The sequence below is a fragment of the Arthrobacter sp. B6 genome (assembly GCF_001663775.1).
Classification (GTDB): Bacteria; Actinomycetota; Actinomycetes; order Actinomycetales; family Micrococcaceae; genus Arthrobacter.
Genome location: NZ_KV467168.1, coordinates 3,065,586 through 3,088,145, shown reverse-complemented (window position 1 = coordinate 3,088,145; position 22,560 = coordinate 3,065,586). Strand labels below are relative to the sequence as shown.

The 22,560-nt window shown below is 65.0% G+C and carries 26 protein-coding genes and 2 riboswitches; of the genes, 14 read left to right on the top strand and 12 right to left on the bottom strand.

The window, feature by feature from the left end:
* Positions 1-38 precede the first annotated feature (38 nt).
* The 3 genes from AU175_RS13660 to AU175_RS13650 form a co-directional block, all read right to left on the bottom strand.
* Positions 39-410 (bottom strand): VOC family protein, encoded by a 372-nt coding sequence (locus tag AU175_RS13660; RefSeq protein WP_066289825.1) that lies wholly within the window; start codon positions 408-410, stop codon positions 39-41.
* 157 nt (positions 411-567) lie between these two features.
* Positions 568-1,587: a manganese catalase family protein gene (locus tag AU175_RS13655; RefSeq protein WP_231938567.1), complete on the bottom strand. Its 1,020-nt coding sequence runs from the start codon at positions 1,585-1,587 to the stop codon at positions 568-570.
* A gap of 9 nt (positions 1,588-1,596) precedes the next feature.
* On the bottom strand, positions 1,597-2,211 hold the full coding sequence (locus AU175_RS13650) for a MarR family winged helix-turn-helix transcriptional regulator (RefSeq protein WP_066289824.1): 615 nt from the start codon (positions 2,209-2,211) through the stop codon (positions 1,597-1,599).
* Between the two features lie 248 nt (positions 2,212-2,459).
* Here AU175_RS13650 and AU175_RS21430 point away from each other — a divergent pair, with 248 nt between their 5' ends.
* From AU175_RS21430 to AU175_RS21790, 8 genes are all read left to right on the top strand, one after another.
* On the top strand, positions 2,460-3,266 hold the full coding sequence (locus tag AU175_RS21430; protein ID WP_082979158.1) for a hypothetical protein: 807 nt from the start codon (positions 2,460-2,462) through the stop codon (positions 3,264-3,266).
* Positions 3,263-3,694, top strand: a complete 432-nt coding sequence (locus tag AU175_RS13640) for a phage holin family protein (RefSeq protein WP_066289821.1) — start codon at positions 3,263-3,265, stop codon at positions 3,692-3,694. Before AU175_RS21430 ends, AU175_RS13640 begins: the two co-directional genes overlap by 4 nt.
* Positions 3,691-4,320: a DUF3618 domain-containing protein gene (locus AU175_RS13635; protein WP_066287479.1), complete on the top strand. Its 630-nt coding sequence runs from the start codon at positions 3,691-3,693 to the stop codon at positions 4,318-4,320. The genes AU175_RS13640 and AU175_RS13635 overlap by 4 nt, the downstream gene beginning before the upstream one ends.
* Before the next feature lie 194 nt (positions 4,321-4,514).
* A complete protein-coding gene (locus tag AU175_RS21795; RefSeq protein WP_197497107.1) occupies positions 4,515-4,991 on the top strand; it encodes a hypothetical protein in 477 nt (158 codons plus the stop codon).
* 89 nt (positions 4,992-5,080) lie between these two features.
* Complete coding sequence (locus AU175_RS13625) at positions 5,081-5,536, top strand: DUF4383 domain-containing protein (RefSeq protein ID WP_066289817.1); 456 nt, start codon at positions 5,081-5,083, stop codon at positions 5,534-5,536.
* 78 nt (positions 5,537-5,614) lie between these two features.
* Complete coding sequence (locus AU175_RS13620; protein WP_066289814.1) at positions 5,615-6,670, top strand: iron-containing redox enzyme family protein; 1,056 nt, start codon at positions 5,615-5,617, stop codon at positions 6,668-6,670.
* Positions 6,667-6,921, top strand: a complete 255-nt coding sequence (locus tag AU175_RS13615; protein WP_066289809.1) for a CDGSH iron-sulfur domain-containing protein — start codon at positions 6,667-6,669, stop codon at positions 6,919-6,921. The genes AU175_RS13620 and AU175_RS13615 overlap by 4 nt, the downstream gene beginning before the upstream one ends.
* A gap of 246 nt (positions 6,922-7,167) precedes the next feature.
* Positions 7,168-7,431, top strand: coding sequence for a hypothetical protein (locus tag AU175_RS21790; RefSeq protein WP_156642321.1), 264 nt, complete (start codon positions 7,168-7,170; stop codon positions 7,429-7,431).
* 231 nt (positions 7,432-7,662) lie between these two features.
* Here the strand turns inward: AU175_RS21790 and AU175_RS13610 are convergent, their stop codons facing one another.
* Positions 7,663-7,905, bottom strand: a complete 243-nt coding sequence (locus AU175_RS13610) for a hypothetical protein (protein WP_066289806.1) — start codon at positions 7,903-7,905, stop codon at positions 7,663-7,665.
* Positions 7,906-8,059: 154 nt separating this feature from the next.
* A complete protein-coding gene (locus AU175_RS13605; RefSeq protein WP_231938566.1) occupies positions 8,060-8,929 on the bottom strand; it encodes a methylenetetrahydrofolate reductase in 870 nt (289 codons plus the stop codon).
* Positions 8,930-8,980: 51 nt separating this feature from the next.
* Positions 8,981-9,087, bottom strand: a riboswitch (glycine riboswitch).
* A gap of 1 nt (position 9,088) precedes the next feature.
* A riboswitch (glycine riboswitch) is annotated at positions 9,089-9,187 on the bottom strand.
* 192 nt (positions 9,188-9,379) lie between these two features.
* On the opposite strand from AU175_RS13605, the gene AU175_RS13600 reads away from it, so the two are divergent.
* From AU175_RS13600 to AU175_RS13590, 3 genes are all read left to right on the top strand, one after another.
* Complete coding sequence (locus tag AU175_RS13600) at positions 9,380-10,576, top strand: AI-2E family transporter (RefSeq protein ID WP_066289800.1); 1,197 nt, start codon at positions 9,380-9,382, stop codon at positions 10,574-10,576.
* 250 nt (positions 10,577-10,826) lie between these two features.
* Positions 10,827-12,194 carry a pectate lyase family protein gene (locus tag AU175_RS13595; protein ID WP_066289798.1) on the top strand — a complete coding sequence of 456 codons (1,368 nt, stop codon included), beginning with the start codon at positions 10,827-10,829 and terminating at the stop codon, positions 12,192-12,194.
* Entirely contained in the window at positions 12,194-14,074 is a 1,881-nt protein-coding gene (locus AU175_RS13590; RefSeq protein WP_066289796.1) for a pectinesterase family protein, read from the top strand. Before AU175_RS13595 ends, AU175_RS13590 begins: the two co-directional genes overlap by 1 nt.
* An 89-nt stretch (positions 14,075-14,163) precedes the next feature.
* Here AU175_RS13590 and AU175_RS13585 read toward each other — a convergent pair whose 3' ends face one another.
* From AU175_RS13585 to AU175_RS13570, 5 genes are all read right to left on the bottom strand, one after another.
* Complete coding sequence (locus AU175_RS13585; RefSeq protein WP_066289793.1) at positions 14,164-14,691, bottom strand: OsmC family protein; 528 nt, start codon at positions 14,689-14,691, stop codon at positions 14,164-14,166.
* A 202-nt stretch (positions 14,692-14,893) separates the two neighbouring features.
* Complete coding sequence (locus AU175_RS13580; protein ID WP_066289790.1) at positions 14,894-15,238, bottom strand: hypothetical protein; 345 nt, start codon at positions 15,236-15,238, stop codon at positions 14,894-14,896.
* 139 nt (positions 15,239-15,377) lie between these two features.
* On the bottom strand, positions 15,378-15,512 hold the full coding sequence (locus AU175_RS22555) for a hypothetical protein (protein ID WP_269449484.1): 135 nt from the start codon (positions 15,510-15,512) through the stop codon (positions 15,378-15,380).
* A gap of 316 nt (positions 15,513-15,828) precedes the next feature.
* Positions 15,829-16,950 carry a sensor histidine kinase gene (locus AU175_RS13575; protein ID WP_066289788.1) on the bottom strand — a complete coding sequence of 374 codons (1,122 nt, stop codon included), beginning with the start codon at positions 16,948-16,950 and terminating at the stop codon, positions 15,829-15,831.
* A gap of 249 nt (positions 16,951-17,199) precedes the next feature.
* Entirely contained in the window at positions 17,200-18,237 is a 1,038-nt protein-coding gene (locus AU175_RS13570) for a metallophosphoesterase (RefSeq protein WP_066289786.1), read from the bottom strand.
* Between the two features lie 349 nt (positions 18,238-18,586).
* Between AU175_RS13570 and AU175_RS13565 the strand changes: the two genes are divergently transcribed.
* Both AU175_RS13565 and AU175_RS13560 read left to right on the top strand, forming a co-directional pair.
* Positions 18,587-19,051: a hypothetical protein gene (locus AU175_RS13565; RefSeq protein WP_066289783.1), complete on the top strand. Its 465-nt coding sequence runs from the start codon at positions 18,587-18,589 to the stop codon at positions 19,049-19,051.
* Positions 19,048-20,736, top strand: coding sequence for a DUF5671 domain-containing protein (locus AU175_RS13560; protein ID WP_066289780.1), 1,689 nt, complete (start codon positions 19,048-19,050; stop codon positions 20,734-20,736). Before AU175_RS13565 ends, AU175_RS13560 begins: the two co-directional genes overlap by 4 nt.
* A 12-nt stretch (positions 20,737-20,748) precedes the next feature.
* Here the strand turns inward: AU175_RS13560 and AU175_RS13555 are convergent, their stop codons facing one another.
* Positions 20,749-21,525, bottom strand: coding sequence for a GOLPH3/VPS74 family protein (locus tag AU175_RS13555; protein WP_066289777.1), 777 nt, complete (start codon positions 21,523-21,525; stop codon positions 20,749-20,751).
* A 123-nt stretch (positions 21,526-21,648) separates the two neighbouring features.
* Here AU175_RS13555 and AU175_RS13550 point away from each other — a divergent pair, with 123 nt between their 5' ends.
* Positions 21,649-21,966, top strand: a complete 318-nt coding sequence (locus AU175_RS13550) for a hypothetical protein (protein WP_066289774.1) — start codon at positions 21,649-21,651, stop codon at positions 21,964-21,966.
* 66 nt (positions 21,967-22,032) lie between these two features.
* Here the strand turns inward: AU175_RS13550 and AU175_RS22435 are convergent, their stop codons facing one another.
* Entirely contained in the window at positions 22,033-22,356 is a 324-nt protein-coding gene (locus AU175_RS22435; RefSeq protein WP_156642317.1) for a recombinase family protein, read from the bottom strand.
* Positions 22,357-22,560: the final 204 nt, after the last annotated feature.

The window sequence follows — 22,560 nt, the reverse complement described above, 5'->3', positions numbered from 1 at the left end:
CGCCGTCGTCCGTTTTTGTTGGGTGTGTATCCGCTGGGTCAGACGTGCTGATCGACGAGCACCGGGTTGCCGTCCGGGTCCACGACGATGAAGCTGGCCGGGCCCGTCGTTGCTTCGTCTGCCTCGGCAACGAACTCCATGCCCTTGGCCTTGAGTTCCCGCTGGAGATCGCGCACATCGGTGAACGGGTCCACCGCCTCCGCGTTCTGGTTCCAGCCGGGGTTGAACGTGAGCATGTTCTTCTCAAACATCCCCTGGAAGAGGCCGATGACTGTCTCGCCGTTCTTCAGGATCAGCCAGTTCTGGGTGATGTCGCCGCCGAAGCTGCTGAAGCCGAGGTTCTCGTAGAACGCAGCGGAGGCCGCGATGTCCTTGACGGTGAGGCTGATTGAAAACGCGCCGAGCTGCATGTGGTGCTCCACTCTTATGGGACGGATCGTTCCGATGATACGCGCGTCGGGTCGTCTCTGGACCAGCACAAACGTCTCAGTTTTTGTCCAGATACGGAGACTTCCGGGGCTCCTAACCCGCCGTATCTGGACAAAAACTCCCTTGGCCGGGAGGGGCCTAGGGCTTTTTTGCGGCCTTTGCAGACTTTGCGGTCCCTGCAGTGCCGCTGGAGCTCTTTGCAGCGCCGCTGGAGGTGGTGTCCTTGGGGTTGTCGGCGTCCATGAGTTCCACTTCCGCGGTGGCCTGGATCAGGGCGAGCAGGTCGGGATCGAGTCCGGGCGCGAATTCCTCGCGGCGCTCCGGGGACATGGTCATCGGGAAGCCATCCGGCATGACGTCCGTGGTGAGCTCGGTGCCGTCGTTGGACGGTGAAGCCCCGCGGTAGAGCTTTCCGGCTTCACTGAGGTTGTCGGCACTGAACGTGTACTGGATGCTCTGCAGCCCCAGGTCAAGCAGCTTCTTGACCTCGGGAAACTGCTCGGCGTTGGTCTTCGGGATGGGCAGCACCTTGCCCCAGTTGACGCCCAGGCTTTCCAGCGCCTTGGCGAAGGCGTTTTCATGGGCCTGGTCCCGGACGATGAGGTAGGCGATGGTGGAGCGCGCGGTTTTGTTTTCCGTCATTTCGTAGATCCGGCACTTCTGCAGCCGGCCAGTGGATTCCAGCATCAGGTTGTAGAGCAGGTCCAGGACCAGGTTTCCGCTGTTGTAAACGTAGGATCCGCTCCAGGGGTTGCCCGCCGCATCCACGGGCAAAGCGCCTTGGGCGCCAACCAGATAGTGGTGGATGTTGCTGGTGTCCAGCGCGATCTTCAGCGGGGTGGCGCCTTTGGCGCCTGGCTGGTCCACGGGGTCGGTCTTTTTGCCCTGGTACCGCGGGGAACCATCGAGGAGCTGGGAGATGGTGGTGCCGATGAGCTCGACGTGGCTGATCTCCTCGGTACCGACCCCCTGGAGCAGGTCCTTGTAGGGCTTGGAGGCCGGATCACCCCGGAAGTTCATGCTCTGGAACAGGTACTGCATCATGGTGCGCATCTCGCCGAACTGCCCGCCGAGGCCCTCCTGCAGCGCGTTGGCTGCGGCGGGATCCGGCTCGTCGGCGGCGATTTCGTTGATCAAAAGCTGTGTGTGCAGGTACATGTTTTTTCCTCACTTTTTGATCTGATAACTCGGGTGGACTGCTGGTTTCAACAGGGGTTCACGGGTGCGGCTGCGGCTCGTGATGGGGACCGGCTGGGCGGACGACGGCGGCGCGGCAGGCTCTGGTGCCTCGGCTGCGGGGCTCCCCCGGTGGCGGTTGGCCGCCCGGGCCGGGAGCCAGGCTGCCCCATGGCTGTCCTGGTTTTGCAGCGACGTCACGAACCGGGCCAGGTCCTCCCGCAGTGTTTTCCAGCCCTGGGCGCCCAACTCCGTCGGAAGGACCTGGGCCTCTGCCTGATGGGCCGCAGCGAGGGCATCCCGGCCCGCGCCGGTGAGTCCGATAACCAGTTGGCGCCTGTCGTGCGGATGGCGGGTCCTGCTGACGAGTCCAGCAATCTGCATCCGGGCCAGAATCTTGCCCAGCGTCTGGCTTTTGGCGTGGACCGCGGCGGCCAGCTGTTCCTGGTTCAGGGCACCGGCGGCCAGGCCCTCAAGGGCAATGACCGCCGCACGGGTAAGCCCCAGCGGCGCGAGGGCGTCATCCTGGCGGCGCTGGACCAGCCGCGCGGCCAGGGACAGCAGGCGGCATCCATCGCGGAGATCGCTCTCAGGTTCAGCAGTCATCGCAAGCTGTCCCTTCCATGGGAGCGTTCGGTGTGGGACCCACCATAAGCATGCTTAGCATCCATTTGGCAAGCATGCTTAGTATTTACCTGACACTCAGCCGTCATTGCGGCCCACCCGGAGGTGCCGCACCTTGCGCTTCCGATAGCAAGTGTGCTTAGTATCTAGGTAGTAACCATGCTTACTATTGCGAAGCCAGCAGTGCTGGCGGCTCTTGCCAGCGAAACCCTTCACGAAAGAGAGCGACCATGACTGAAAACCAATGGCCCCAGACGGCGTCACCAGCGACCCTGGACCAGTACGGTAACCCCGCCCCCGCGTCACCTCCGGGAGCAGCGGGCGGCTCCGCCTCCAAGTCCGAAGCGGCCAAGACAGAGGCTTCACAGGTAGCCAGCCACGCTGCCGGCGCGGCCCAGGGCGTGGCAGAGACGGCCAAGTCCGAGGCTTCCAACGTCGCCGCCGAAGTGAAAACCAACGCCCGGGACCTCCTCCACCAGGCCAAGTCGGACCTCACCAGCCAGGCAGGCGCCCAGCAGCAGAAGGTCGCGGACGGCATCCGCTCCATTTCCACGGAGCTGCGCACCATGGCAGACGCCCCGGACCAGCAGGGCGTGGCCTCGGACCTGGTCCGGCAGGCCGCCGAACGCTCCCAGTCTGTGGCGTCCTGGCTTGACGGCCGGGATCCCGGCTCACTGCTCACCGAAGTTAAGAGCTTCGCCCGGCAGCGGCCCGGCACCTTCCTTCTGCTGGCTGCCGGAGCGGGCATCCTTGCAGGGAGGCTCACCAAGGGCCTGACGGCCGGCGCACCGGAGACACAGGGCGGCCCGTCCACCCCTTCACGCCAGCCAGCCGGGGCACCCCAAAGCCGCATCCGCCAGGAGACGGTCTTCGCCGCAGGCGATGACCGTGGCCTGTTTGAAGAGCCCACTGTCTCGGGCGGCCCGATGTCCACCCAGACATTGCCGTCCGGAACCGCCGCGGACACCCCGCTGAGGGAAGAGGACGATCCGTTCCGCAGCAGCACGGCACGGGATACGGAAGGACGTCACCTGTGAGCAGCCAGATTCCCGAAACTCCTCCTTCGGCGGCTCATGAGAAGGCGGACAACACGTCCCTGGGTGATCTGCTGGGTGAGGTGACCCGCGACCTGTCCACGCTGATGCGCCAGGAAGTGGAACTCGCCAAGGCCGAACTGAAGCAGTCCGCCACCAAGGCCGGCAAAGGCGGCGGCATGCTCGCCGGTGCCGGCGTCGCCGGGCACTTCGTCCTGCTCTTCCTCTCCATCGCCCTCTGGTACGCCCTGGGCGAGCTGATGGGACTGGGCTGGTCCGCCGTCGTCGTCGCCGTGATCTGGGGCATCATCGCCGCCATCCTGGCCTCCATCGGCCGCAAGGAACTCAAACAAATCAAAGGCATGCCCCAAACAGGGGAAACCCTCTCAGAAATCCCCCCAACCCTGAAACCCGGTGAGGTAAAACGATGAGCGAAAACCCGGACGCAATCCGTTCAGACATTGAAGCAACCCGAGCCCGGCTGGGCACCAACGTGGACGCCGTGGCCGACAAAGTCACCCCCTCCAACATCGTCCACCGCCAAACCGACAAAGTGAAAGACGCCGTCTTCGGAGTGAAGGACAAAATCATGGGAGCAGCCGACGACGCCACCACCACCCTGCACACCCGGGCCGGGAACACCGGCAACGCCATGACCAACGCCGGAGACGCCGTCGGCTCCACCCTCGGCGACGCCGGCCACGCCATCGGCGAGGCACCCCAGCAGGTCAAAGCCAAAACCCAGGGCAACCCCCTGGCCGCAGGCCTGATCGCCTTCGGCGCCGGCATGCTGCTGTCCTCCCTGATCCCGGCCAGCGAAAAGGAACGCGAAGCAGCCGACGCCCTCAAAACCGCGGCCGAACCACTCACCACCGAACTCACCGACGCCGCCAAGGACATGGCCCAGGGACTGAAGGAACCCGCCCAGGAAGCCATGGAAAACGTCAAAGCCACCGCCACCGACGCCGCCGAACACGTCAAAGCCGAAGGCCAAGGCGCAGCAGCCGACGTCCGCGACAAAGCCACAGACGCCAAAGACCACGTCCAAAACGCCTAAGGCGCCAGTGCCGCCCGGGCCGTCCTTCCTCCGGGAAGGGCGGCCTGCGGGCTTATCCCCCAAACTACGAAGGGAACCGTCGTGAAGAAACTGTTGCTCGCCTTTCTCCCCACCATCATCAGCCGTGTGTTGCGCGCCCGCCGGGCCAAGCAGAACCCTGCCGCCAACCCCCGCCAGCGGAACCGGTTCTGACCTTGTCCGCAGCGGCGCCGAGCACCGGGAGGACGGGCCAGGAGGCCGCGCGCCACCCGAGGTTCGCCGGATGGCTTGCCGGCCCCGTTGCGGTGGGACTGGCCGCGGTGGCGCACCTGGCCTCGGGGGCGTCCCCGCCGGCGCTGCCCATCGTGGCGGCAGCCGCCGCACTGCTCAGCATGGCCGGCTCCATGATTGCCCGCCTCAGACTTCCGGGGTGGTTCCTGCTTTTGCTCGCCGGGCTGGGCCAGCAGGGCCTGCATCTGCTCTTCGCGGGCGCCACGGCCGCTGCACTCCCGGGGACCGCTGCCGGGCATGGGCACCGTGACTCCGCAGACGCGTTCCGCATTGCCACGGGCGGCACCCCGGACGCTGGAGATCCCGGTTTGATGCTCCACGCCCACCTTGCCGCCGCGCTGCTCACCGCGCTGCTGCTCGCAAAGCTCAGCGTCACGCAAAAAACCACTAAGTATACTTAGCATTTTTTAGTAATCATGCTTACTATGTTGTTGGGAAACTATTCCGCCGCAGTCCCCACCACCCGAAGGCAAACGAAGGAGCAGGCATCATGGTTACGGCAAACAGCAGGGCAGGACACAGGACCAACATCCAAACGGCGTCACTGGCAATGGGTGCAGTGTTCCTGCTCGTCGGCATTTTGGGCTTCATCCCCGGCGTTACCACCAACTACAGCTCCCTTGGCTTGGCTGGGCACGGCTCCGAAGCCCTGCTGCTGGGGATCTTCCAGGTCTCTGTGCTGCACAACATCGTGCACCTGCTCTTCGGCGTGGCCGGCATCCTGATGGCCCGGACTGACGGACAGGCCAGGAACTTCCTCCTGTACGGCGGCGTGGTGTACCTGGTCCTGTGGCTTTACGGCCTTCTCATTGGCCATGACACGCCCGCCAACTTCGTCCCCGTCAACGACGCGGACAACTGGCTCCACCTCGTCCTCGGCCTCGCCATGATCGCCCTGGCTGTCGCCCTTTCCCGCGGCACCGCCCGCGGAGCCGACCGCCGCTGAGCGCCGCTGCGCTCAACACCGCCCGGCGCGGACGCCCCAGCGGCGCCCGCGCCCGGCTGAAGAATCCATAGGAGAACCATGCACATCCCCGAACAGCGGGGTCCGGTCAGCGCCGCCCTGCTCGCGATCCTCGCCGGCCAGCCTGAAGGGAACGCAGCAGCACTGACAGACCTTCTGGCACTGGCCTCCGCACGGCAGACCGAGTCGGCGGACGTCATCGAGGACGACGACATCCAATTGGCGCTGTTCTGCCTGTACGAGCTGCATTACGGCGGGCTGGACGGCGTGGATGACAGCTGGGAGTGGAATCCGGGCCTGATCGCCGTCCGCCGGATCCTGGAGCAGCCGTTTGAAAAAGAACTGCGGAGAGAGGCCAGGACTGCGGTCCCCGAGGTTCCCCAGGTTGCCACCGGAGGTCCGGTCAGCGACGGCGTGGCCAACGTCCTCTTTGCCCTGGCGGCTACGGACACCGGCCCCAGCCTTTCGAAGCATGTGTCGAAGAAGGCCACGCTCGGCCAGCTCCGGGAATTCCTGATCCACAAATCCGTCTACCAGCTCAAGGAGGCGGACCCGCACACGTGGGCCATCCCGCGCCTCTCCGGCCGCGCCAAGGCGGCCCTGGTGGAGATCCAGGCGGACGAATACGGCGGCGGCCGCCCAGACCGGATGCACAGCGCCCTCTTCGCCAGGACCATGCGTGCATTGGAGCTGGATGACCGGTACGGAGCCTACGTTGATGCGGTGCCTGCCATAGCCCTGGCATCGGTCAACATGATGTCCCTGTTCGGCCTGAACCGCCGCCTCCGCGGTGCGATCGCCGGGCATTTGGCCATCTATGAGATGACGTCCTCCCGGCCCAACCAGCTGTACGGGAACGGCTTCCGCCGCCATGGCTTCGACACGGCGGCGACGGCCTATTTTGATGAGCACGTGGAAGCCGACGCCGTTCACGAGCAGATCGCAGGCCGGGACCTCGCCGGAGGGCTGGTGGAGGCAGAACCGGGCCTGCTCCCGGATGTGCTGTTCGGCGCTACGGCTGCCATTGCCCTGGACGCCAGGCTCACCCTCCACATCATGGACGCCTGGGAGAACGGGCTGACTTCGCTGCGCACCGACCTCGCCGCGGCGGCATGACCACTCAACAGGGAGGACGCGTGAGCCAGGAACCCGCCGACGGATCGATTGTCGTCTGCCCGGACGGGCCCCTGCTGGTCCGCGGGGACTTCGAGATTGTCACGCCATCCGGGGAAGCCGTGCCGAGGCAGCGCCAGACGGTGGCACTGTGCCGGTGCGGCGCGTCGGCGATCAAACCGTACTGCGACGGGACACACAAGCTGATCAAGTTCAGGACAGAACCTGCCGGACCGGCAGATCCCGGGGCCTAGGCACCGGGCCCGGCGCGGCATCGGCGCCCATCACCAAAGCTGAACGGACGACGGCGGGACCTCCCGCCGTCGTCCGTTGCTGTTTTGGCCCCCCGGGACATTCGCCAATCAGTCATTTTTGGTGACCTGTATCCTGCAGAAAACATCGCTTTTCCTTAACGCTCCGCAGAGACATACTGGGACGCAGACCACATAAATCCCTCATGGATTTAGCCCAAGGCGTCCGCACCGATCGAAGAAGCAGTGATGAAGAAACGTCTCCCGCACCGGCAGTTCCACGGCAAGAGTTCCCGTACGGTCCGCGAAGTACGAACCGGTGAGCATTGTCCCGTGAATGGGTGGTGGGTGCCGGCCAGCAGGAAAGCAGAAGCGCACTTTGTTGCCGAAGGAAGCATCATGCCGCCGCACCAGGGCAAAAGCATGGCCTGGACAATGGTCGCGAGCCAATTCGGCTCACGCAAACCCAAATACACCCACCCCGCGGCAGGAGACTCCTTTGACACCTTTTAGCCCCCCGTCCACCCAGAACGGCTGTGAAGACGGCTGTCATTTCTGCGACGGGCCGGAGACGGACTGAGCCTCGTCCGTGGAAAACGCACGCGAAGGTTGCATCTGTACCGGCGCGCTACGCAGGAGTGCGGGCCACCTGGATCACTGGTATGACTCCGGGGAGCCATGCGCCCAACACGGCCAGCGCAGTAACCCAGGTTGTTCTCCGCCGTTTCCGGCCCGCACGCTCCCTTAGCTCGAAACGTCCTTTTCAATCTCTTCGGCAAGGTCGTCTATGGCTTCGGGACGCAGGTCGATGCCTGCAGCCTCGAAGCGTTCCTCGAGCACATGGCTTACGTCATCCTGGACGTGGCCCAGGCGGATCTCATCACGGACTTCGTCTGCGATGCTTTCCGCTGTCTCGACTCCGTCAACCTCCGGCACGCTGCCATCTTCATCTAAGGGGACATCTGCGGCATCCGTTGGGTCAGTCATATCTCATGGTTGCCCGTTGCCGGTGAGCGGTCAATAACCGGACACCGGAGACGGCAAAGCGGCCGGCGGCGGGACCTCCACCCGAACGCGGTCCGGTCGAACATCCGCCGTTCAGGCCAGCCTTCCGTGACAACCCCGGTGAGGGAACGTGGCTTCAGGCCTCACGTGCCGTTCCTCGAGCCAATGCTGTCTCGAGTGCCGAGGCTGGCGCCTGATCCGGCCCGCCGGGAACCGAATCGAGGCTGTTGAAGCTGTAGAGGTGGATGCCCGCGATGTTGCCGGAAGGGCTTTCCAGCAACCGGGCAAGCAGGGAGTCGGGCGAGTAACGGTCGCCGCTGAGGAGTTTGCGGGCCAGCGGTCCTTTCCGGCTGAGGAACTTCAGCGAACTTCCGACGCCAATCTGCGTACCAAGTGAGAGCAGCCTGGTCCGCGGAACGGCGCCGGCCACCCCTGCCCAGACAGGCAACTCCACGCCTTCACGGCGCAGGAGCGCTGCGTAATCGAGGATTTTCTCCGCGGAGAAGCACATCTGTGTGACGACGTGCGTGGCCAGGTGCTGTTTGGCCAGCAGGTTGTCCAACACGTCCAGGGGGCCAACAGAGGGATGACCCTCGGGGTAGCCCGCAATGCCGGCCCGCATCATCCCGCCCGAGTACTGCGCGATGTCTTCCAGCACCGGAAGAGCGGATTGGTAAATTCCTGCCGGCTTCTTCCGGTCCCCGCCGATCACGAACACTTCGCCGATGCCGGCAGCGTTGCATTCACGAAGGATTCCCGTCAGCTCCGCGCGGCTGTGCAGGCTCCGCGCGGCGATGTGCGGGATGGCCTTGTAGCCGAGCACTCCCAGCTGCACAGCGGCGCGCATGGTCCGCTCGATGCCGTGGTGGGGCAGGCAGGTGACGGTGAGCGTGGTGGTCAGCGGCAATGTGGCCGCAACCCGCTCAACGATTCCCTCTGTGGGGATAATTTCGATTCGAGTGGGTCCGAGACGGCGGTGCGGGAACATGGACGGCTGAATCGTCATGGGGGAACTCCATAATTCAGGTGGCGCCAAGGCGCCACGATGATTCGGGTTCCTCCCCGCTCTGTATTGGACCTGAGAGTTTCCGTCTTGCCCTGCTGTTGCAGCGCGCCACTTGCACCGTCGGTGAGCCCGGTTGCCCGGGCTGCTTTCCAGAGTTGCCTTGCCGCGGCGGTACGTGGGCCTGAGAGATTCCTGGGAAGGGTTTGCTCCTACGGCGCCTGCACGAACGTACCGGCAGGACTCTCCCGCCGCAGATCATCAGCGTGTGCCACTGGTGGGTGACACGGCCACAGGCTATCTGGTTGCGGTGCGGGAAGCAAAAGTTTGGGCGAGCAGAGCGGGTCCATGAGAGGTTTAGGAGGCGGCAGGGCGGCTCCCGCGCGCCGGGCCTCGCCCTGACGGGGCGTAACCCTTTTCGCACCGACAACAGTTGATCTAGGAGATTGCCGAATGCAGACCCAGGAACCGTCCAACCCCTGGCGGGACGGCCTCGGCCGTGTGAGCATCAGGGCCGGCCAGGCATTGTTGCTGCTGGCCCTGGCGGCGGTACTCGTTTACGCGCTGATCCAGGTGCGGCTGGTGGTCGTTCCGCTGCTGCTGGCGCTGATACTCGCGGCTGCCATCGCGCCCCTGGTGAACTGGCTGCGGAGGAAAGGCTGGCCAAGTGCGGCCGCGACGTTCCTCTCCTTCCTGTTGCTCCTGCTGGCCCTTGGTGGACTGGTGACGGCCATCGTTTTCGCCGTGGTGGGTCAGGCAGGCGAACTTGCGCGCAGCGCCACCGAAGGATTCGACCAGCTTTACGGCTTCGTCAGGAACGGCCCGATTCCGGTCGATGACGATCAGATCCAGCAGGCAAGGGACGCCGTGCTGGACTTCGTCACCAGCAGCACGGCGGGAGCTGGCGTGGTCAGCGGGCTGAATGCTGCCGGAACGTTCCTCACCGGCGCCCTGCTCATGGCCGTGATCCTTTTTTTCTTCCTCAAGGACGGCGAACGCATCTGGGCATTCATCCTGCGCGCGTTCAAAGGCACGCGGCTGGTCAAAGCCAGGCGCGTGGGACAGGACAGCCTCGCCGTGCTCGGCGGCTATGTCCGCGGGACCGCGATCGTGGCCACGGTAGACGCGTTCTTCATTGGATTGGCCCTGATCATCCTCGGAGTTCCGCTCGCGCTGCCGCTTGCCGCAATTGTGTTCATCGGTGCCTTCATTCCGCTGGTGGGGGCCACCCTCGCGGGCGTACTGGCCGCGCTCGTGGCCCTGGTGGCCAATGGGCCGGTCATCGCCCTGATTGTGATCATCGTTGTGATCGTCGTGAACCAGCTCGAAGGCAACTTCCTGCAGCCGGTGGTCATGGGCCGCACCCTCAGCGTGCATGCCCTTGTCATTCTGCTGGCCCTGACAGCCGGCACCATCCTTGCAGGAATCATCGGCGCCATCCTCTCTGTCCCCTTGGCGGCTGTTACCTGGGCCGCGATCAAGGCGTGGAACGAGACTCCGGACAGCCAGATCACCGCTGAAGACGTACTCAGAGCCGAACATGAGACAGACCGGGACGCACAAGGTCAACTCTCCAGTGCTGCACCGGCACCGGATCAGCCATCCCGGGAAGCAGCGGCACCCCAGGGCAGCGCAGGAACCGAGGACTGAAACCGCAGCCTCCGGGCATTCCCGGGTAGCGCTGCAGCAGGCCCCGCAACGGAAAAGCGGACGACGGCGGAACCTCCCGCCGTCGTCCGCTTTTGCATTGCCGCTTCCGCTCCTCCCAATCTTTCCGCAGGAAAGCCCTTGCCGAGAAACCGCTTTCTCGGTAATGTCCTTCTCAGCGCTTCCGCAGTGACCGGCGTCATAGCAGCCGCCGGACCGGAGCGCAGTTCATTCCAATGACGGAAGAGAGAACATGCGAAAACGCACTACTTTGTCCATGTCCGCAGCCATGGCAGTGGCAGGAGCACTGATCATTTCGGCTCCCGCAGGGGCTTCTCCCAATCCCGTGGCGGATCCAACCGCCCAGACCGCACAGATCCCGCTGGAGCGCCAGGTTCTTGCCCAGGGGAACGGCTGGGCATCTGCTGGAACAGGCACCACCGGTGGTTCGGCAGCCTCGGACGCACACATCTATGACGTCTCCACGAAGGCCGAGCTGGAGGCCGCCTTCGCCACCGGGGGCACCCAGCCGAAGATTGTCCGCGTCCACGGAAGCATCGACGCCAACTCGGCACCGGACGGTTCGCCGCTGACCTGCGAGAACTACGCGGAAGGCACCGGCTACAGCCTGGCGCAGTACCTTCAGGATTATGACCCGGCCACCTACGGCCGCAGCCAGGAGCCCGCGGGCGCCCAGGAAGACGCCCGACGGGCAGCCGCCGGCAAGCAGGCCAGGAACATCCGTGTGGACATCCCCAGCAACACCACCATCGTCGGCGCCACGCCGGACAGCAGCATTACCGGCGCAGCCCTCCGCATCAACGGCGCCAGCAACGTGATCGTCCGCAACCTCACGGTACGGGACGCCCATGACTGCTTCCCGTCCTGGGACCCCACCGACGGCGCTGAGGGCAACTGGAACAGCGAGTACGATCTGCTCCAGGTCGTCAACAAGGCCACCAACGTCTGGATCGACCACTCCGAATTCACGGACGCCCCCAACCTGGACAGCAACCAGCCCCTCCACTTCGGCCGCCCCTACCAGGTGCACGACGGCGCCGTGGACGTCACCAACGGTTCGGACCTGGTGACCATGTCCTTCAACCGCTTCGCGGACCACGACAAGCTGCTGCTGATCGGCTCCACTGACAACACCAACCGCGGGGACCCCGGAAAGCTGCGCGTCACCATCCACCACAACGTCTTCGAAAACGTGGGCCAGCGCGCCCCGCGCGTCCGTTTCGGCCAGGTGGACGTGTACAACAACCACTTCAAGGTGAACGAGGACAGCACCGTCCCCTACGGCTACACCTTCGGCGCCGGATTCGAGTCGCACCTCTACGCCGAGGCGAATGCCTTTACGCTTCCGGCCGGAATCGACGCCGCGAACATCATCGGGCGCTACAAGGGAACGGCAATCACCACCGTCGCGAACGCCGTCAACGGCAAGATCACCGATCTTCGCGCCGCCTACAACGCCGCTGCCGCGCCGGCAGACCAGTTGGCCGAGGACACGTCCTGGACTCCCACGCTGCGCACCCAGGTCCACCCGGCCCAGGCCGTTCCGGCACTGCTCCAGAACTCCACCGGCCCGATCTTCACGGCAGGCGGGGAAGGCTGATGGCCGCCATTCTGCCGAGCCGGCGGAGCGTGCTGGCCACCCTGGCGGTCACCGCGGGAACCATGGCCCTCTCGGGAACGGGTATGGCCAACGCCTTCACGCCAGCCGCCCAGGACCCCGCGAAACCCCGCACCAAACCGGTGGTGTTCGTCGTCGGCGACTCGACGTCGTCGGCGTACCAACAGTCCGAACGCCCCCGCGCCGGCTGGGGCCAGGCGCTGCCGCTCCTGCTGGGGCCGCAGGCCACAGTGTTTGACTATGCGTGGTCCGGTGCCTCCTCCAAGAGCTTTGCCGACGCCGGGCTGCTGGACCGGGTGCTGGCCGTGATGCAGCCGGGTGACTACCTGCTGATCGCCTTCGGCCATAACGACGCGAAGGTGACGGACCCGGCCCGGGGAACGCTCCCCGACACCACGTTCAAGGAGTACCTGAGCCGGTACGTCGACGGCGCCAGGGCACGCGGAGGCAAGCCCGTCCTGGTCACCCCCGTGGAACGCCGCCGCTTTGACTCCTTCGGAAACGCCCGGGATTCCCACGGCGCGTACCCGCAGGCTGTGCGGGAACTTGCTGCTGCGTCCGGCACTCCGCTGGTTGACCTGACGGCTTCCTCCAAGGAGCTGTGGCAGCAGCTGGGGCCGGAAGGAACCAAACAGCACTTCCTCTTCCTGGCTCCGGGCGAGCACCCCCAGTATCCGCAGGGTTCGGAAGACAACACGCATTTCCAGGCCGCCGGTGCGCTGGCCGTGTCCCGCCTCGTGGCACGCGAGCTGCAATCCAAGCAGATCGTCCCGCCGGGCTACTTTCTGAATATCAACGGCGGCACGGACCCGCTGCTGGGCATGTATTGGCCTGCTGAACGCCCCGTCGATATTCCGGTAACGCTCGACGTCGGGCCGGGCAGGACGTTCGCGACCGTACAGTCCGCCGTCGACTCCGTTCCCTCGAACAGCGCCCAGCGTACCGTCATCAGGATCCAGCCCGGCACGTACCGCGAAGCCGTGCGGGTGCCGAGCAACAAGCCCCGGGTCTCCTTCATCGGGCAGGGCAGCAGGCCGGAGGACGTGGTGCTCGTGTACAACAACGCCTCCGGCACACCCAAGCCGGACGGCAGCGGGAACTTCGGCACCTCAGGCAGCGCGTCCGTCCGGATTGACGGGCCGGACTTCGTGGCCCGGAACCTCACGTTCAGCAACGATTTTGACGAGGCCGCCAACATGGGGATCAAGGACCGCCAGGCCGTCGCCCTGCACATCACCGCTGACCGCTCGGTGCTGTCCAACGTCAGGTGTCTGGGCAACCAGGACACCCTGCTGGTCAACTCACCGGGAGCTGGCGTCCCGGCGCGCTTCTACTTCGAGGGCTGCTACGTGGAAGGCGACGTTGACTTCATCTTCGGCCGCGGGACAGCTGTTTTCAGTGGCTGCGAGATCAAGTCGCTGGACCGGGCCTCCGCCACGAACAACGGTTATGTGACCGCGGGAAGTCTGGATCTGTCGATCAAATATGGCTACCTCTTTGACCAGTGCCGACTTGTCTCGGAGGCTGCAGCGAACAGCGTCCACCTGGGCAGGCCGTGGCACGCCGGCGGTGACCCGAACGCGGTGGCCCAGGTCCTGGTCAGGGACTCCTGGCTCGGCGCCCACATTTCCGGTACGCCCTGGACGGACATGAGCGGCTTCTCCTGGCGGGACGCACGGTTCCACGAACACAACAACCGCGGGCCCGGCGCACAGGTGACCCCCGACCGCCCGCAGCTGCCCGCGGCTGAGGCGGGCAACTACACGGTCCGGACTTACCTGCAGGGAACGGACGGCTGGGCACCGCAGCTTGCCGGTTCGACGGCGGACAGCAGCGTAGTGCCGTCCGCACTGGCCGCCTAGCTTCTTCAGGCGCAAGGAAAGCCCGGTTCCTGGTCAGGAACCGGGCTTTCCGGCACCGCGTTGAGTTCTCGGCGGTCACCAGGCGCCGTCTATTTTTCTCCGGCTACGCGGACGTCCAGGTCTATCGGGACCGGGACCGGGCGCCGGACTGCATCATCCACAGGGCAATGCTTCAGGCCCCACAGGACTATCTCCCGTACGGTTTCTTCTTCCGTGGCCGACTCCGCCCGAACGGTTACCCTCATGCTGACCGGGCCGGCTGGAACGTCCTCGGCAATGCCCAGAATGCCCCGGTCATCGGATTCGCTGTCCACCTCGACCTCCAAGGCAGACAGGACCACCCCCTGTTCCGCGGCGCGCATCACGATGAGCGTGGCTGCACACGAGGCATACGCCGCACGGAAGAGCCACCCCGGCGAGGGCGCTGACGCCGTTCCGCCCACCCCCGCCACCATGTCTGTGACGAGGGACGAACCATCAGGGCCGGTGACACGGACCCGGAGGCCGTCCTCCACGACGGCGGATGCAACGGAGTCACGGTAACGGGCCTCGTCAGGGTGCGCGGCCAGATACGCCTTGGCTGATGTGATCGCCCCGGCTATTCGTGCGTTGCTCATCCTTCTTGTCCTCCACCGTGGGTTTCAGTTTTCCGCCGTCACTGCGCGGGTGGCATTCCGGCCGCTGACGTGCGGCGACAGGGTGCTCTAATGCTGAACCCTCCGAGGCCCTCAGGCAAGGCAAGCGGCGCCCATTGTGCCGGTCGAAGGGCGGGCCCGCCGTCACTCCCGTGAGGTGGCGGAGGTAGTGGTGTAGGCGAGGCTACGCGGCCAGCGGCAGATCGAAAAGCTGCTCGGCGAGCCTGACGAGGTGGTGGGGAGCATCTGCATCCTCGCCGCCGTTTCGGCGGCCCAGGAAGATGGCGGTCCCGTGGACAGTGCCGTCGAGGTCAACGCCCGCTTCGCGAATGAGGATTTCCGCCCGCATATTCTGGGCGGTGCGGTTCCCGTCATGGTCCAGGTAGACATGCCAGTCCCGGCTGGCGATGAACCCGATTTCCCCTGCAGCCACCCGCTGCAGTGCTGCCATGTCCAGCTCCACGGGTCTCATGTGGACCGGATGGGCGAGGCGGGCCGGGACAACTAAAGCATTGAAGGAAGTGTTCATGGTTGTGTCCTTGTAACTGAAGACTGGGATGCCGGTCCGGGTGCAGGCGCGGACCGCGGAACAGCTTCAGGCCCCAACGGGGAGGACGCGGGCAGCCGAGAGGGCTAGGAGTCCCCCATGCGGCTGCCCGCGGGCCTGTTTAGCGCTGGTTTTTGCGCGGCTTTACGAAATTGATTTCGCTATTCTCATTTTTTGCTCTTTTGTCGGCCCGCTTTTCGAGAATCGACTTGCCCACTTTTTTAGCGGCGCCGCTTTTAGGGGATTTTCCTGACATCGGAATCACGCCTTTCTATGCTTTGCGTTACCCAGTACCATACCTACTTTTAATTTTTAAGCCAGTCCGGCAATAAACCGCAATGACAACCGACAGCCCTTGTGGCGGCGGGTACAGACAGCGTGACCTAAACCGTTAAGCAGGTTTCCGAATCATGACCCAGGAACTTGAACGGGTATTTTCCTGTCACCGACCTTTACGTCAAACTAAAATGCGAAATTTCGTTTCGCCCATTTTATTGTGGCGCCCAATAGCTAAACGCTGGCAAACCAGGACGTCCCCTGCATTTCGCGCGTGGTCGACGTTGGTGCCCGGTTCAGGGAGCGGGACTGTCAGGTCCCCCAAGGTAGAGGCTGACAGTCGTTCCGCTGTTTGGACCCGGGGAGATCTCCAGGCGCCCGCCGTGGGCGGCCGCGATCCTGGCGCACGTCGCCAGGCCCAGCCCCGACCCTGGCGGGTCCCCCGCGCGGTGCAGCCGGACGAGCGGTTCAACCACCCGGCGTCGGTCCTCGGCACGAATTCCCTTGCCGTTATCAGTCACCTGCAATACGACGCCGGCACTCGAGTTTTGCCCCACGATCCGGATGACGGGGGGAACCCCTTTCATCCGGTATGCCACGGCATTTTGGATCAGATTCTGCAGCGCCACCCGCACCTGGCTCCCGTCAGCGTCGAAGTCAAAATCCTCGCACTCGACCATCGCCCCAGCTTCCCTTAGACCGAGGCTCAGGTCATCGGTGACGTCCTTCACAAGGTCTGCAAGCGATAGCCGGGACCGAACCAACGAACCACCAATGGATGCGAATGTGAGCAGCTCCTCAACCATGGACAGCATCCTCCGCGCACTATGCCCGACGGCTTCGAGGTACTGGGCGGTGGCGTCCGGATCAGCTTCCGCTGAAGCGAGCTCCACATATCCAAGGATCGACGTCAAAGGATTGCGAAGGTCGTGGCTGACCCGGCCGGTGAATTCGGCCAGGCGCTCGTTGCTGCCCCTCGTTTCAGTCAGGGCATCGGCCAAGGCACCGTGAAGTGTTGTGACCCGCCGAGCGGCCAGCAGGCGGGTGTGCAGGACGAAGGGGTCCAAGGGTTTGGTCACATAGTCGTCGGCTCCGGCCTCCATTCCTTCCAGGACGTCCTCCCGCGCCCCGTGCGAAGTCAGCAGGACCACGTAGGCATAGGAGCCGGATTCTGCGGCCCGGATCGCCCGGCAGAGGTCAAACCCGTTGAGCCCGGGCATCATGAGGTCGGTGACCACCACCTCAGGATGATGGACCTGGTAAAGCTGCCACGCCATATCCCCGTCTGAGGCAACGATGCAGTTATGGCCTAACTTCTCGACGGCGGCCTTCGCAACCAGCAGTGACCCTTCATCGTCGTCGGCCACCAGCACTGTCATGGACGGCGGGGAGTGGTTAGCGGAGCCGGGAATCTTCACGGCATCCGCGACTGAGCCAGGCCCCACCACTTGTCTTTGAACCGGTCCGGGACGGACCCGAAAAGATTCCCTCACCATTTGCCCCCCGGCCCGTACCCGCTCAAGAAACGTACCGCCCCGCCACACTGCTGGCAGTAGCGTGCTACGAACAGGCTAGCCCCGGTCCTCTCCAAGTTGAATAGTCCAAAATACCTTTGCTGCGTCCACGACGGCGGGAGGCCCCCGCCGTCGTCCCCTTCCGTCTGGTCCCTACTGGCTGAAGGGCACCTTCTCCCAGCTCAGGACACCTGCGCCGTCGCTGCTGTTGCCGGCCACCGTGAACCGAACGTAGTTGGTGGCGTTGGCGGATCCGTCCACGGTGATGCGCTGCAGGTCATCGGCGGCGGGCTGGCCGTAGATGTCCACCCACGGTGAGCCCTCCGCCAGCGGCTGGTTCTCGGCAAAGACGTGGCTGTCGCCGTTGATCAGATAGACCGGGCGGTCGAAGCTGTTGGTCTCCTCAATGATGGCCGCCACGATCTCGCGGAACCCGGAGACCATTTCCGGATTGGCGGTAGCGGCGTCAAGCAGCGACGGATCGAACATGTCGGCCTGCGTCATCAAAACCACGGCCCGGTCATTGCGCCGCTCGGCGTCAGCGAACGTGGCTCGGATCTGGTCCAGGACGGCGTCCGTCCGGTGCTCAACCTCGGCCTGCTGCTCTGGCGTGGGGGCCGTTTCGCCCAGGCCACCCCAGGGAAGCAGCGAGTTGTTGCTGCCCTGGATGTTCACCACGGAGAAAGCCACACGGTTCTGGGTGAAGCGGACATTTTCCGGAAGCCCGAGGTTCTCCTGGGTCTTGACCGGCATGGTTTCGCCAAGGGTCTTGCCGGGCTCGTCGAAGAAGACTTCCCGCAACTTGTCCAGCCGTTCCAGCGGGTTGTACGCGCCGTTGTTGGTGCGGTGGCAGTCCACCCATTCGTTGTCGCCCGGGGTGAAGACCAGCGGGTGGGCGAAGGTGTCGAACTGTGAGCGGATCCTGGCGAAGTACTCGTCCGAGCACACCGAGGAGCCGTTCTTGATATCGCCCACGTGGGTGACGAACTTCAGCGTGCCGTCGGCGTTGATGTCCTGGATGCGGGACGGGAACTTAGCGATTTCGGCGTCGCCGTAGGGGATGTCGCCGATGACGCCAAAGGTGAACGCCTTGCTGTCGGCTGCGGCGGAGGGATTCGCGGCCGGCGGGGCGGCGAATCCGGTCAGGGGAGTAATGGCCACAAGGGCTGTGACGGCGGTTTTCAGGAACACGGGGTTCTCCTTGCTACAGCAGGGTCGTTTCATATCCCAGACGACGGGGGCGCCGGGGCGGCGGTGCGTGAAAAGACTTCCGGCTGCGGGAGAACGGGTATTGCCCCGGCGGTTTCGGGACGGTGAACGGGAGGCGTCGCTTGGACCATAGGCACGCCGTCGCTCCCCCGCGGGTTCGAGGCCGAGAGCGCACCAGACCGCGGCGTGATGGCGTGCTTTCGGTACCATGCGGACGACGGCGGGACCTCCCGCCGTCGACCGTGTTCCTGTGATGCAGGACTGTGAAAGGTGACCAAATTGGGGCCGAAAAGCACGGGCAAAGCCGGGCCTCGTGGCTCATACTGGCGGCATGGGCGATACAGCCAGAAAACCCGACAGGATCCTCATCGTTCTGCTTGGTGCCATCGCGGTGCTGGTGGCTGTGGCGCTGGCCGTCGTGTTCATGCGGGGTGAACCCGAGCCGCTGGACGAGAACAGCGCGGCGGGGGTGGTCCAGCGGTATAGCGCTGCGGTAATGGACGGCGATACCGCCGCCGCCGATTCGTACCTTACCGAACGGGCCAAAACGCAGTGCACCGGAAAATTCGGCGGCATGCCCCGCCCCGCCCGGGTGGTCCTGGTCTCCACCACCGAGCGGGCGGAATCGGCCACGGTCACGGTCTCCATCGTCCAGTCTGACGACGGCGGTCCCTTTGGCCCGTCCGAGTTTGAGTCGGAGGACAGTTTCTCGCTCCTGAAGGTTGACGGCACCTGGAAGGTGGAATCGGCGCCGTTCACGCTCATCTCCTGCACCGGAACGCCGACGAGACCATGAGCTCCCAGCTGCAGCCAGTAGAAACGGGGCTGTCCCGGGCCCAGGTGATACTGCGCCGCATCATCCAGTACGCCCTCCTGTTTGTCCTGGTGCTGATCGCGGCTTCCGGCCTCAGCGGACTGCTGGAGCGCCTGTTCAACTCCGGGGCTGTGCTTGCGGCCACGGATGTCGCAGGACTCGCGGGCGGACTTGCCTTCACCCTGATCGGCGGGCCACTCGCCCTGCTCCTGTGGTGGTTTCTGTGGCGCAGGCTCGACGAGGCGGAGCGGACAGCAGTTGGCTGGGGCCTCTACCTGGCGGGGACGTACCTCGTCTCACTGATCATCGCCACCACGTCACTGCTGGGACTGGCAGCGTCCCTTATCGGCGAACCGCGCGGCCCATGGGCGTCGCCGCTGGCCAATGGACTGGTCTGGGCCGTCGTCTGGGTATGGCACCGCTGGATGTGGAAGCACCCGGACAAAGGCGCTGCCCATCTGGAGGACATCCGATGCACCATCGGGACAGTTTTTGGCCTGCTCGTCGGCACGATTGCAGCGATCATCGCACTGAGCGGGATATTCGACGTCGCTATCCGCGGCGGCAGCATCCTGGCCGGGGCCGCGGATCCCTGGTGGCATTCCGTGCTCCGGTCACTGGTGTGGGCGGCCGGCGGCGGTGTGGTGTGGTGGTGGCACTGGATCCATGAGGGCGGCCGCCGCCTAAGGACGGGTCTCGTTGACGTGAGCATGGTCGCCGTCGGAATCTTCGCGGCCGGCATCACCGCACTCGGCGGGAGCGCGGTGGCGCTGTTTGTGCTGCTGCGGCTGGCTTTTGACGGGACTGATCCGATGGGTGAACTCCTGGAGCCCCTGGCCCCTGCCCTGGCTGCCGCCCTGATCGGCGCAACGGTATGGCGCTACCACCGTGCAGTGTCGGTCCAGCGCTCCAGTGAAACCCGGCGGGCAAGCCTCCTCGTGACGTCGGCAGTGGCCCTGGCTGCGTCAGCCTCCGGCATTGGTGTGATTGTCAGTTCGCTGCTGGCCGCCGCGGTATCGCCCCTGGCGGGAGGCGCGGAGCGGACCCTGCTCCTGGGTGGCATCAGTTCCCTGGTGGTGGGTGGCACGGTCTGGTGGCTGGCATGGAGACCGGCGAAGCAGCCGCACAGCGCCGATGCCATCCCGCACGGGCGGCGGATCTACCTCATCGCGTTCTTCGGGGTCAGTGCCGTTGTGGCGCTGATTGCCCTGCTGGTGATTGCGTACCGGATCTTTGAATTCCTGCTGGGTGAGGTGTCGGGCGGCAGTGCCATTGACCGCGTCCGCGGCCCGCTCGGACTCCTGGTGGCCGCCGGGCTGGTGGCCGGCTACCACTTCGCCTTGTGGCGGCGTGACCGGGCCCTTCTCGCAGCGGCCGGGCCTGCCCGGCGGCGTTCCATCGACCACGTCACCCTGGTGGCAGGGTCCGGTTCAGAGGCGATCGCACAGGGAATTGCCGAGGTTACCGGGGGTGCGAAGGTCACCGTCTGGCTGCGGGCGGACGACGGCGCCGCGGCACCGCCGGAGCCTGTCGCCTCTCCGGCGTCCGAGGAGAGCGCGGGGCAGCTGGCGAAGGCACTGGAGGGAATCACGGCCCGGCACGTCCTGGTGGTGCTGGGCCCGGGTACGCGCGTGGATGTGATTCCTGTGGACACCAGAGGGCATTGAGGTGACCCGGGGTCACAAGGCCGGGGCTTCTTCCTCCGCCAGCCTGATCATGCGGAGTTCGTCCTCCACCGCACGGGCCGGCCAATATTCCTTCGCCAGCCCGTCTGCCCATACCCTGTCGGCTGACGGGAATAGCTTGTGGAGCAGCCCGGCCGCATGAAGCAGAGCGATCAGAGCTATGGTCCGCGCATCGGGCGCCTGGGCAGCAGGTTCCGGGGCACCAGCCTTCGCCCCGTCGCCCGGAGCGGCGTCGGGCATCCCGGAGTCAGCCGTTCCCTCATCGGCGGCCCCGGCGTCGATCGGTGCGGAATCAGGCACCCCGGTATCGGACGGCCCACCGTTAAGGGCGGCCTCGACCTTCTTCAGGAGGGCCGCCTCGGGAGCGTGGTCCTTCTCCGGATACCGCACGGACCGGAACAGGCCCAGGTGCTTTTCGCCGACAGGTTCCAGGAGGCCCCGTGACACCATCCCCTCGTAGACACGCTGCGCTTCCGCACGGCCTTCCAGCATGGACACCCACCGCTTTGGCTTGTGCGGCCGTGATTTGTGACGGATGAGCTCCAGCTCGTGCTGGAGGTCAGTCTGCGGGGCGTCGCCGGTCACCCTGACATGCTTCCCCTGCAGTTCGATCGCACCGATCAGGTCCAGCTCGGCCAATATTGCCCCGGCCAAGGTGGTCCTGAGTGCGAACACCGGTATTTCGGGTTTGCCGGTCGTGTCGTTCGTTGCCAGGAGGAGGAAGGCCTGGGGAAGGTTCAGTTCCTCCGCCTTCGTTGTTTCAGCATCCATAGGATCATGGTGGCCCTGTTGGGCGCCCACCACAACGGGAATTTGTAAGCATCGCAGTTGCCGCACGGAGCAGCAGGAATAAGCTGATACCAGCACGTCTCTTCCAGCACCGGGGAGGTCATCATGGACACTGAAACCGCCGATGTTATCGGTCATGATGTCACCACCATCACCTGTGTGTGCGGCAACACCGTCAGCAGGGACGGGCTGATCCAGGCCAATTCAGAAGGCGTTCCTGTCTACAGCGGAGAGAACCGCCCCGCGGAGCTGGCGGCATGGCCTCCGGATGAGGATCTTTACACCCTGTGTCCTTCATGCGGGCGCGTGTACCGTGACTCGGTCATCGAAGAGACAGGGACCGCGCCGGTTGCCTTCCGGGTAGACGTCACCGCTGGCCGGATTGCCGACGCCATCGGGGTCCACTGGGACATCAGCTCCTAGGCTCTCCCCTAACGGTCAGGCGTGACGTCCTCATGCTGCTGGCAACGCCGTCGGCGGTGCTTCCACTCACCGTGGCAATAGGTTCGGCTTGCAGGCAACAAGACCCTGTTTGGCCATTGAAAGCCTCGCCGGGCCGCCGTGCCTGAATGATGGGATCGGAGTGTGCCAGAGGGAGCACCACTGCGCTTCACTGGACAGGTCCTCGACGATGGCAAGCGCCGCGGCCAGCATTTCCCCGAGCCCGGGCCGTGCCCGGTTGGCACCGACAAGGCCTTGGGTCGATGAAGGCCTTATCCAGCGATACCCCAGAGCGGCCAGGGCATTGTTCTGGGCGGCTAGGTCTTGGTCGTTGGTGGATACGCGCCCATGGCCGATCAGCAGTCCGGTCATGGTCTTGGACGTCCCGTTTATCCCCCCGTCACCGGGCATTTTCTCGGGCGGGTCTTATGGGAATCTGGCTGTCGCGGAAGCCCGGCGAATCGTGATCCGGAAATTTTGGGTGTCCCTCGCCCCTGTGGGGACCGGCTTACGGGACGAAGTGCGAACTCACCCCCACGGGACGAGTGGCGGCGAACCACGTCTTTCAGAAGGCCC

Bases quoted from the DNA above. Each gene is read 5' to 3' on its own strand.
- AU175_RS13615 (WP_066289809.1), top strand. From the start codon at position 6,667: ATGACCACTCAACAGGGAGGACGCGTGAGCCAGGAACCCGCCGACGGA.
- AU175_RS13605 (WP_231938566.1), bottom strand. From the start codon at position 8,929: ATGACGATTCAGCCGTCCATGTTCCCGCACCGCCGTCTCGGACCCACT.
- AU175_RS13620 (WP_066289814.1), top strand. From the start codon at position 5,615: ATGCACATCCCCGAACAGCGGGGTCCGGTCAGCGCCGCCCTGCTCGCG.
- AU175_RS13585 (WP_066289793.1), bottom strand. From the start codon at position 14,691: ATGAGCAACGCACGAATAGCCGGGGCGATCACATCAGCCAAGGCGTAT.
- AU175_RS13550 (WP_066289774.1), top strand. From the start codon at position 21,649: ATGGACACTGAAACCGCCGATGTTATCGGTCATGATGTCACCACCATC.
- AU175_RS13560 (WP_066289780.1), top strand. From the start codon at position 19,048: ATGAGCTCCCAGCTGCAGCCAGTAGAAACGGGGCTGTCCCGGGCCCAG.
- AU175_RS13590 (WP_066289796.1), top strand. From the start codon at position 12,194: ATGGCCGCCATTCTGCCGAGCCGGCGGAGCGTGCTGGCCACCCTGGCG.
- AU175_RS13635 (WP_066287479.1), top strand. From the start codon at position 3,691: ATGAGCGAAAACCCGGACGCAATCCGTTCAGACATTGAAGCAACCCGA.
- AU175_RS13600 (WP_066289800.1), top strand. From the start codon at position 9,380: ATGCAGACCCAGGAACCGTCCAACCCCTGGCGGGACGGCCTCGGCCGT.
- AU175_RS13655 (WP_231938567.1), bottom strand. From the start codon at position 1,587: ATGTACCTGCACACACAGCTTTTGATCAACGAAATCGCCGCCGACGAG.
- AU175_RS13580 (WP_066289790.1), bottom strand. From the start codon at position 15,238: ATGAACACTTCCTTCAATGCTTTAGTTGTCCCGGCCCGCCTCGCCCAT.
- AU175_RS13610 (WP_066289806.1), bottom strand. From the start codon at position 7,905: ATGACTGACCCAACGGATGCCGCAGATGTCCCCTTAGATGAAGATGGC.
- AU175_RS13660 (WP_066289825.1), bottom strand. From the start codon at position 410: ATGCAGCTCGGCGCGTTTTCAATCAGCCTCACCGTCAAGGACATCGCG.
- AU175_RS22555 (WP_269449484.1), bottom strand. From the start codon at position 15,512: ATGTCAGGAAAATCCCCTAAAAGCGGCGCCGCTAAAAAAGTGGGCAAG.
- AU175_RS21790 (WP_156642321.1), top strand. From the start codon at position 7,168: ATGAAGAAACGTCTCCCGCACCGGCAGTTCCACGGCAAGAGTTCCCGT.
- AU175_RS13595 (WP_066289798.1), top strand. From the start codon at position 10,827: ATGCGAAAACGCACTACTTTGTCCATGTCCGCAGCCATGGCAGTGGCA.
- AU175_RS13565 (WP_066289783.1), top strand. From the start codon at position 18,587: ATGGGCGATACAGCCAGAAAACCCGACAGGATCCTCATCGTTCTGCTT.
- AU175_RS21430 (WP_082979158.1), top strand. From the start codon at position 2,460: ATGACTGAAAACCAATGGCCCCAGACGGCGTCACCAGCGACCCTGGAC.
- AU175_RS13625 (WP_066289817.1), top strand. From the start codon at position 5,081: ATGGTTACGGCAAACAGCAGGGCAGGACACAGGACCAACATCCAAACG.
- AU175_RS13555 (WP_066289777.1), bottom strand. From the start codon at position 21,525: ATGGATGCTGAAACAACGAAGGCGGAGGAACTGAACCTTCCCCAGGCC.
- AU175_RS13650 (WP_066289824.1), bottom strand. From the start codon at position 2,211: ATGACTGCTGAACCTGAGAGCGATCTCCGCGATGGATGCCGCCTGCTG.
- AU175_RS22435 (WP_156642317.1), bottom strand. From the start codon at position 22,356: ATGACCGGACTGCTGATCGGCCATGGGCGCGTATCCACCAACGACCAA.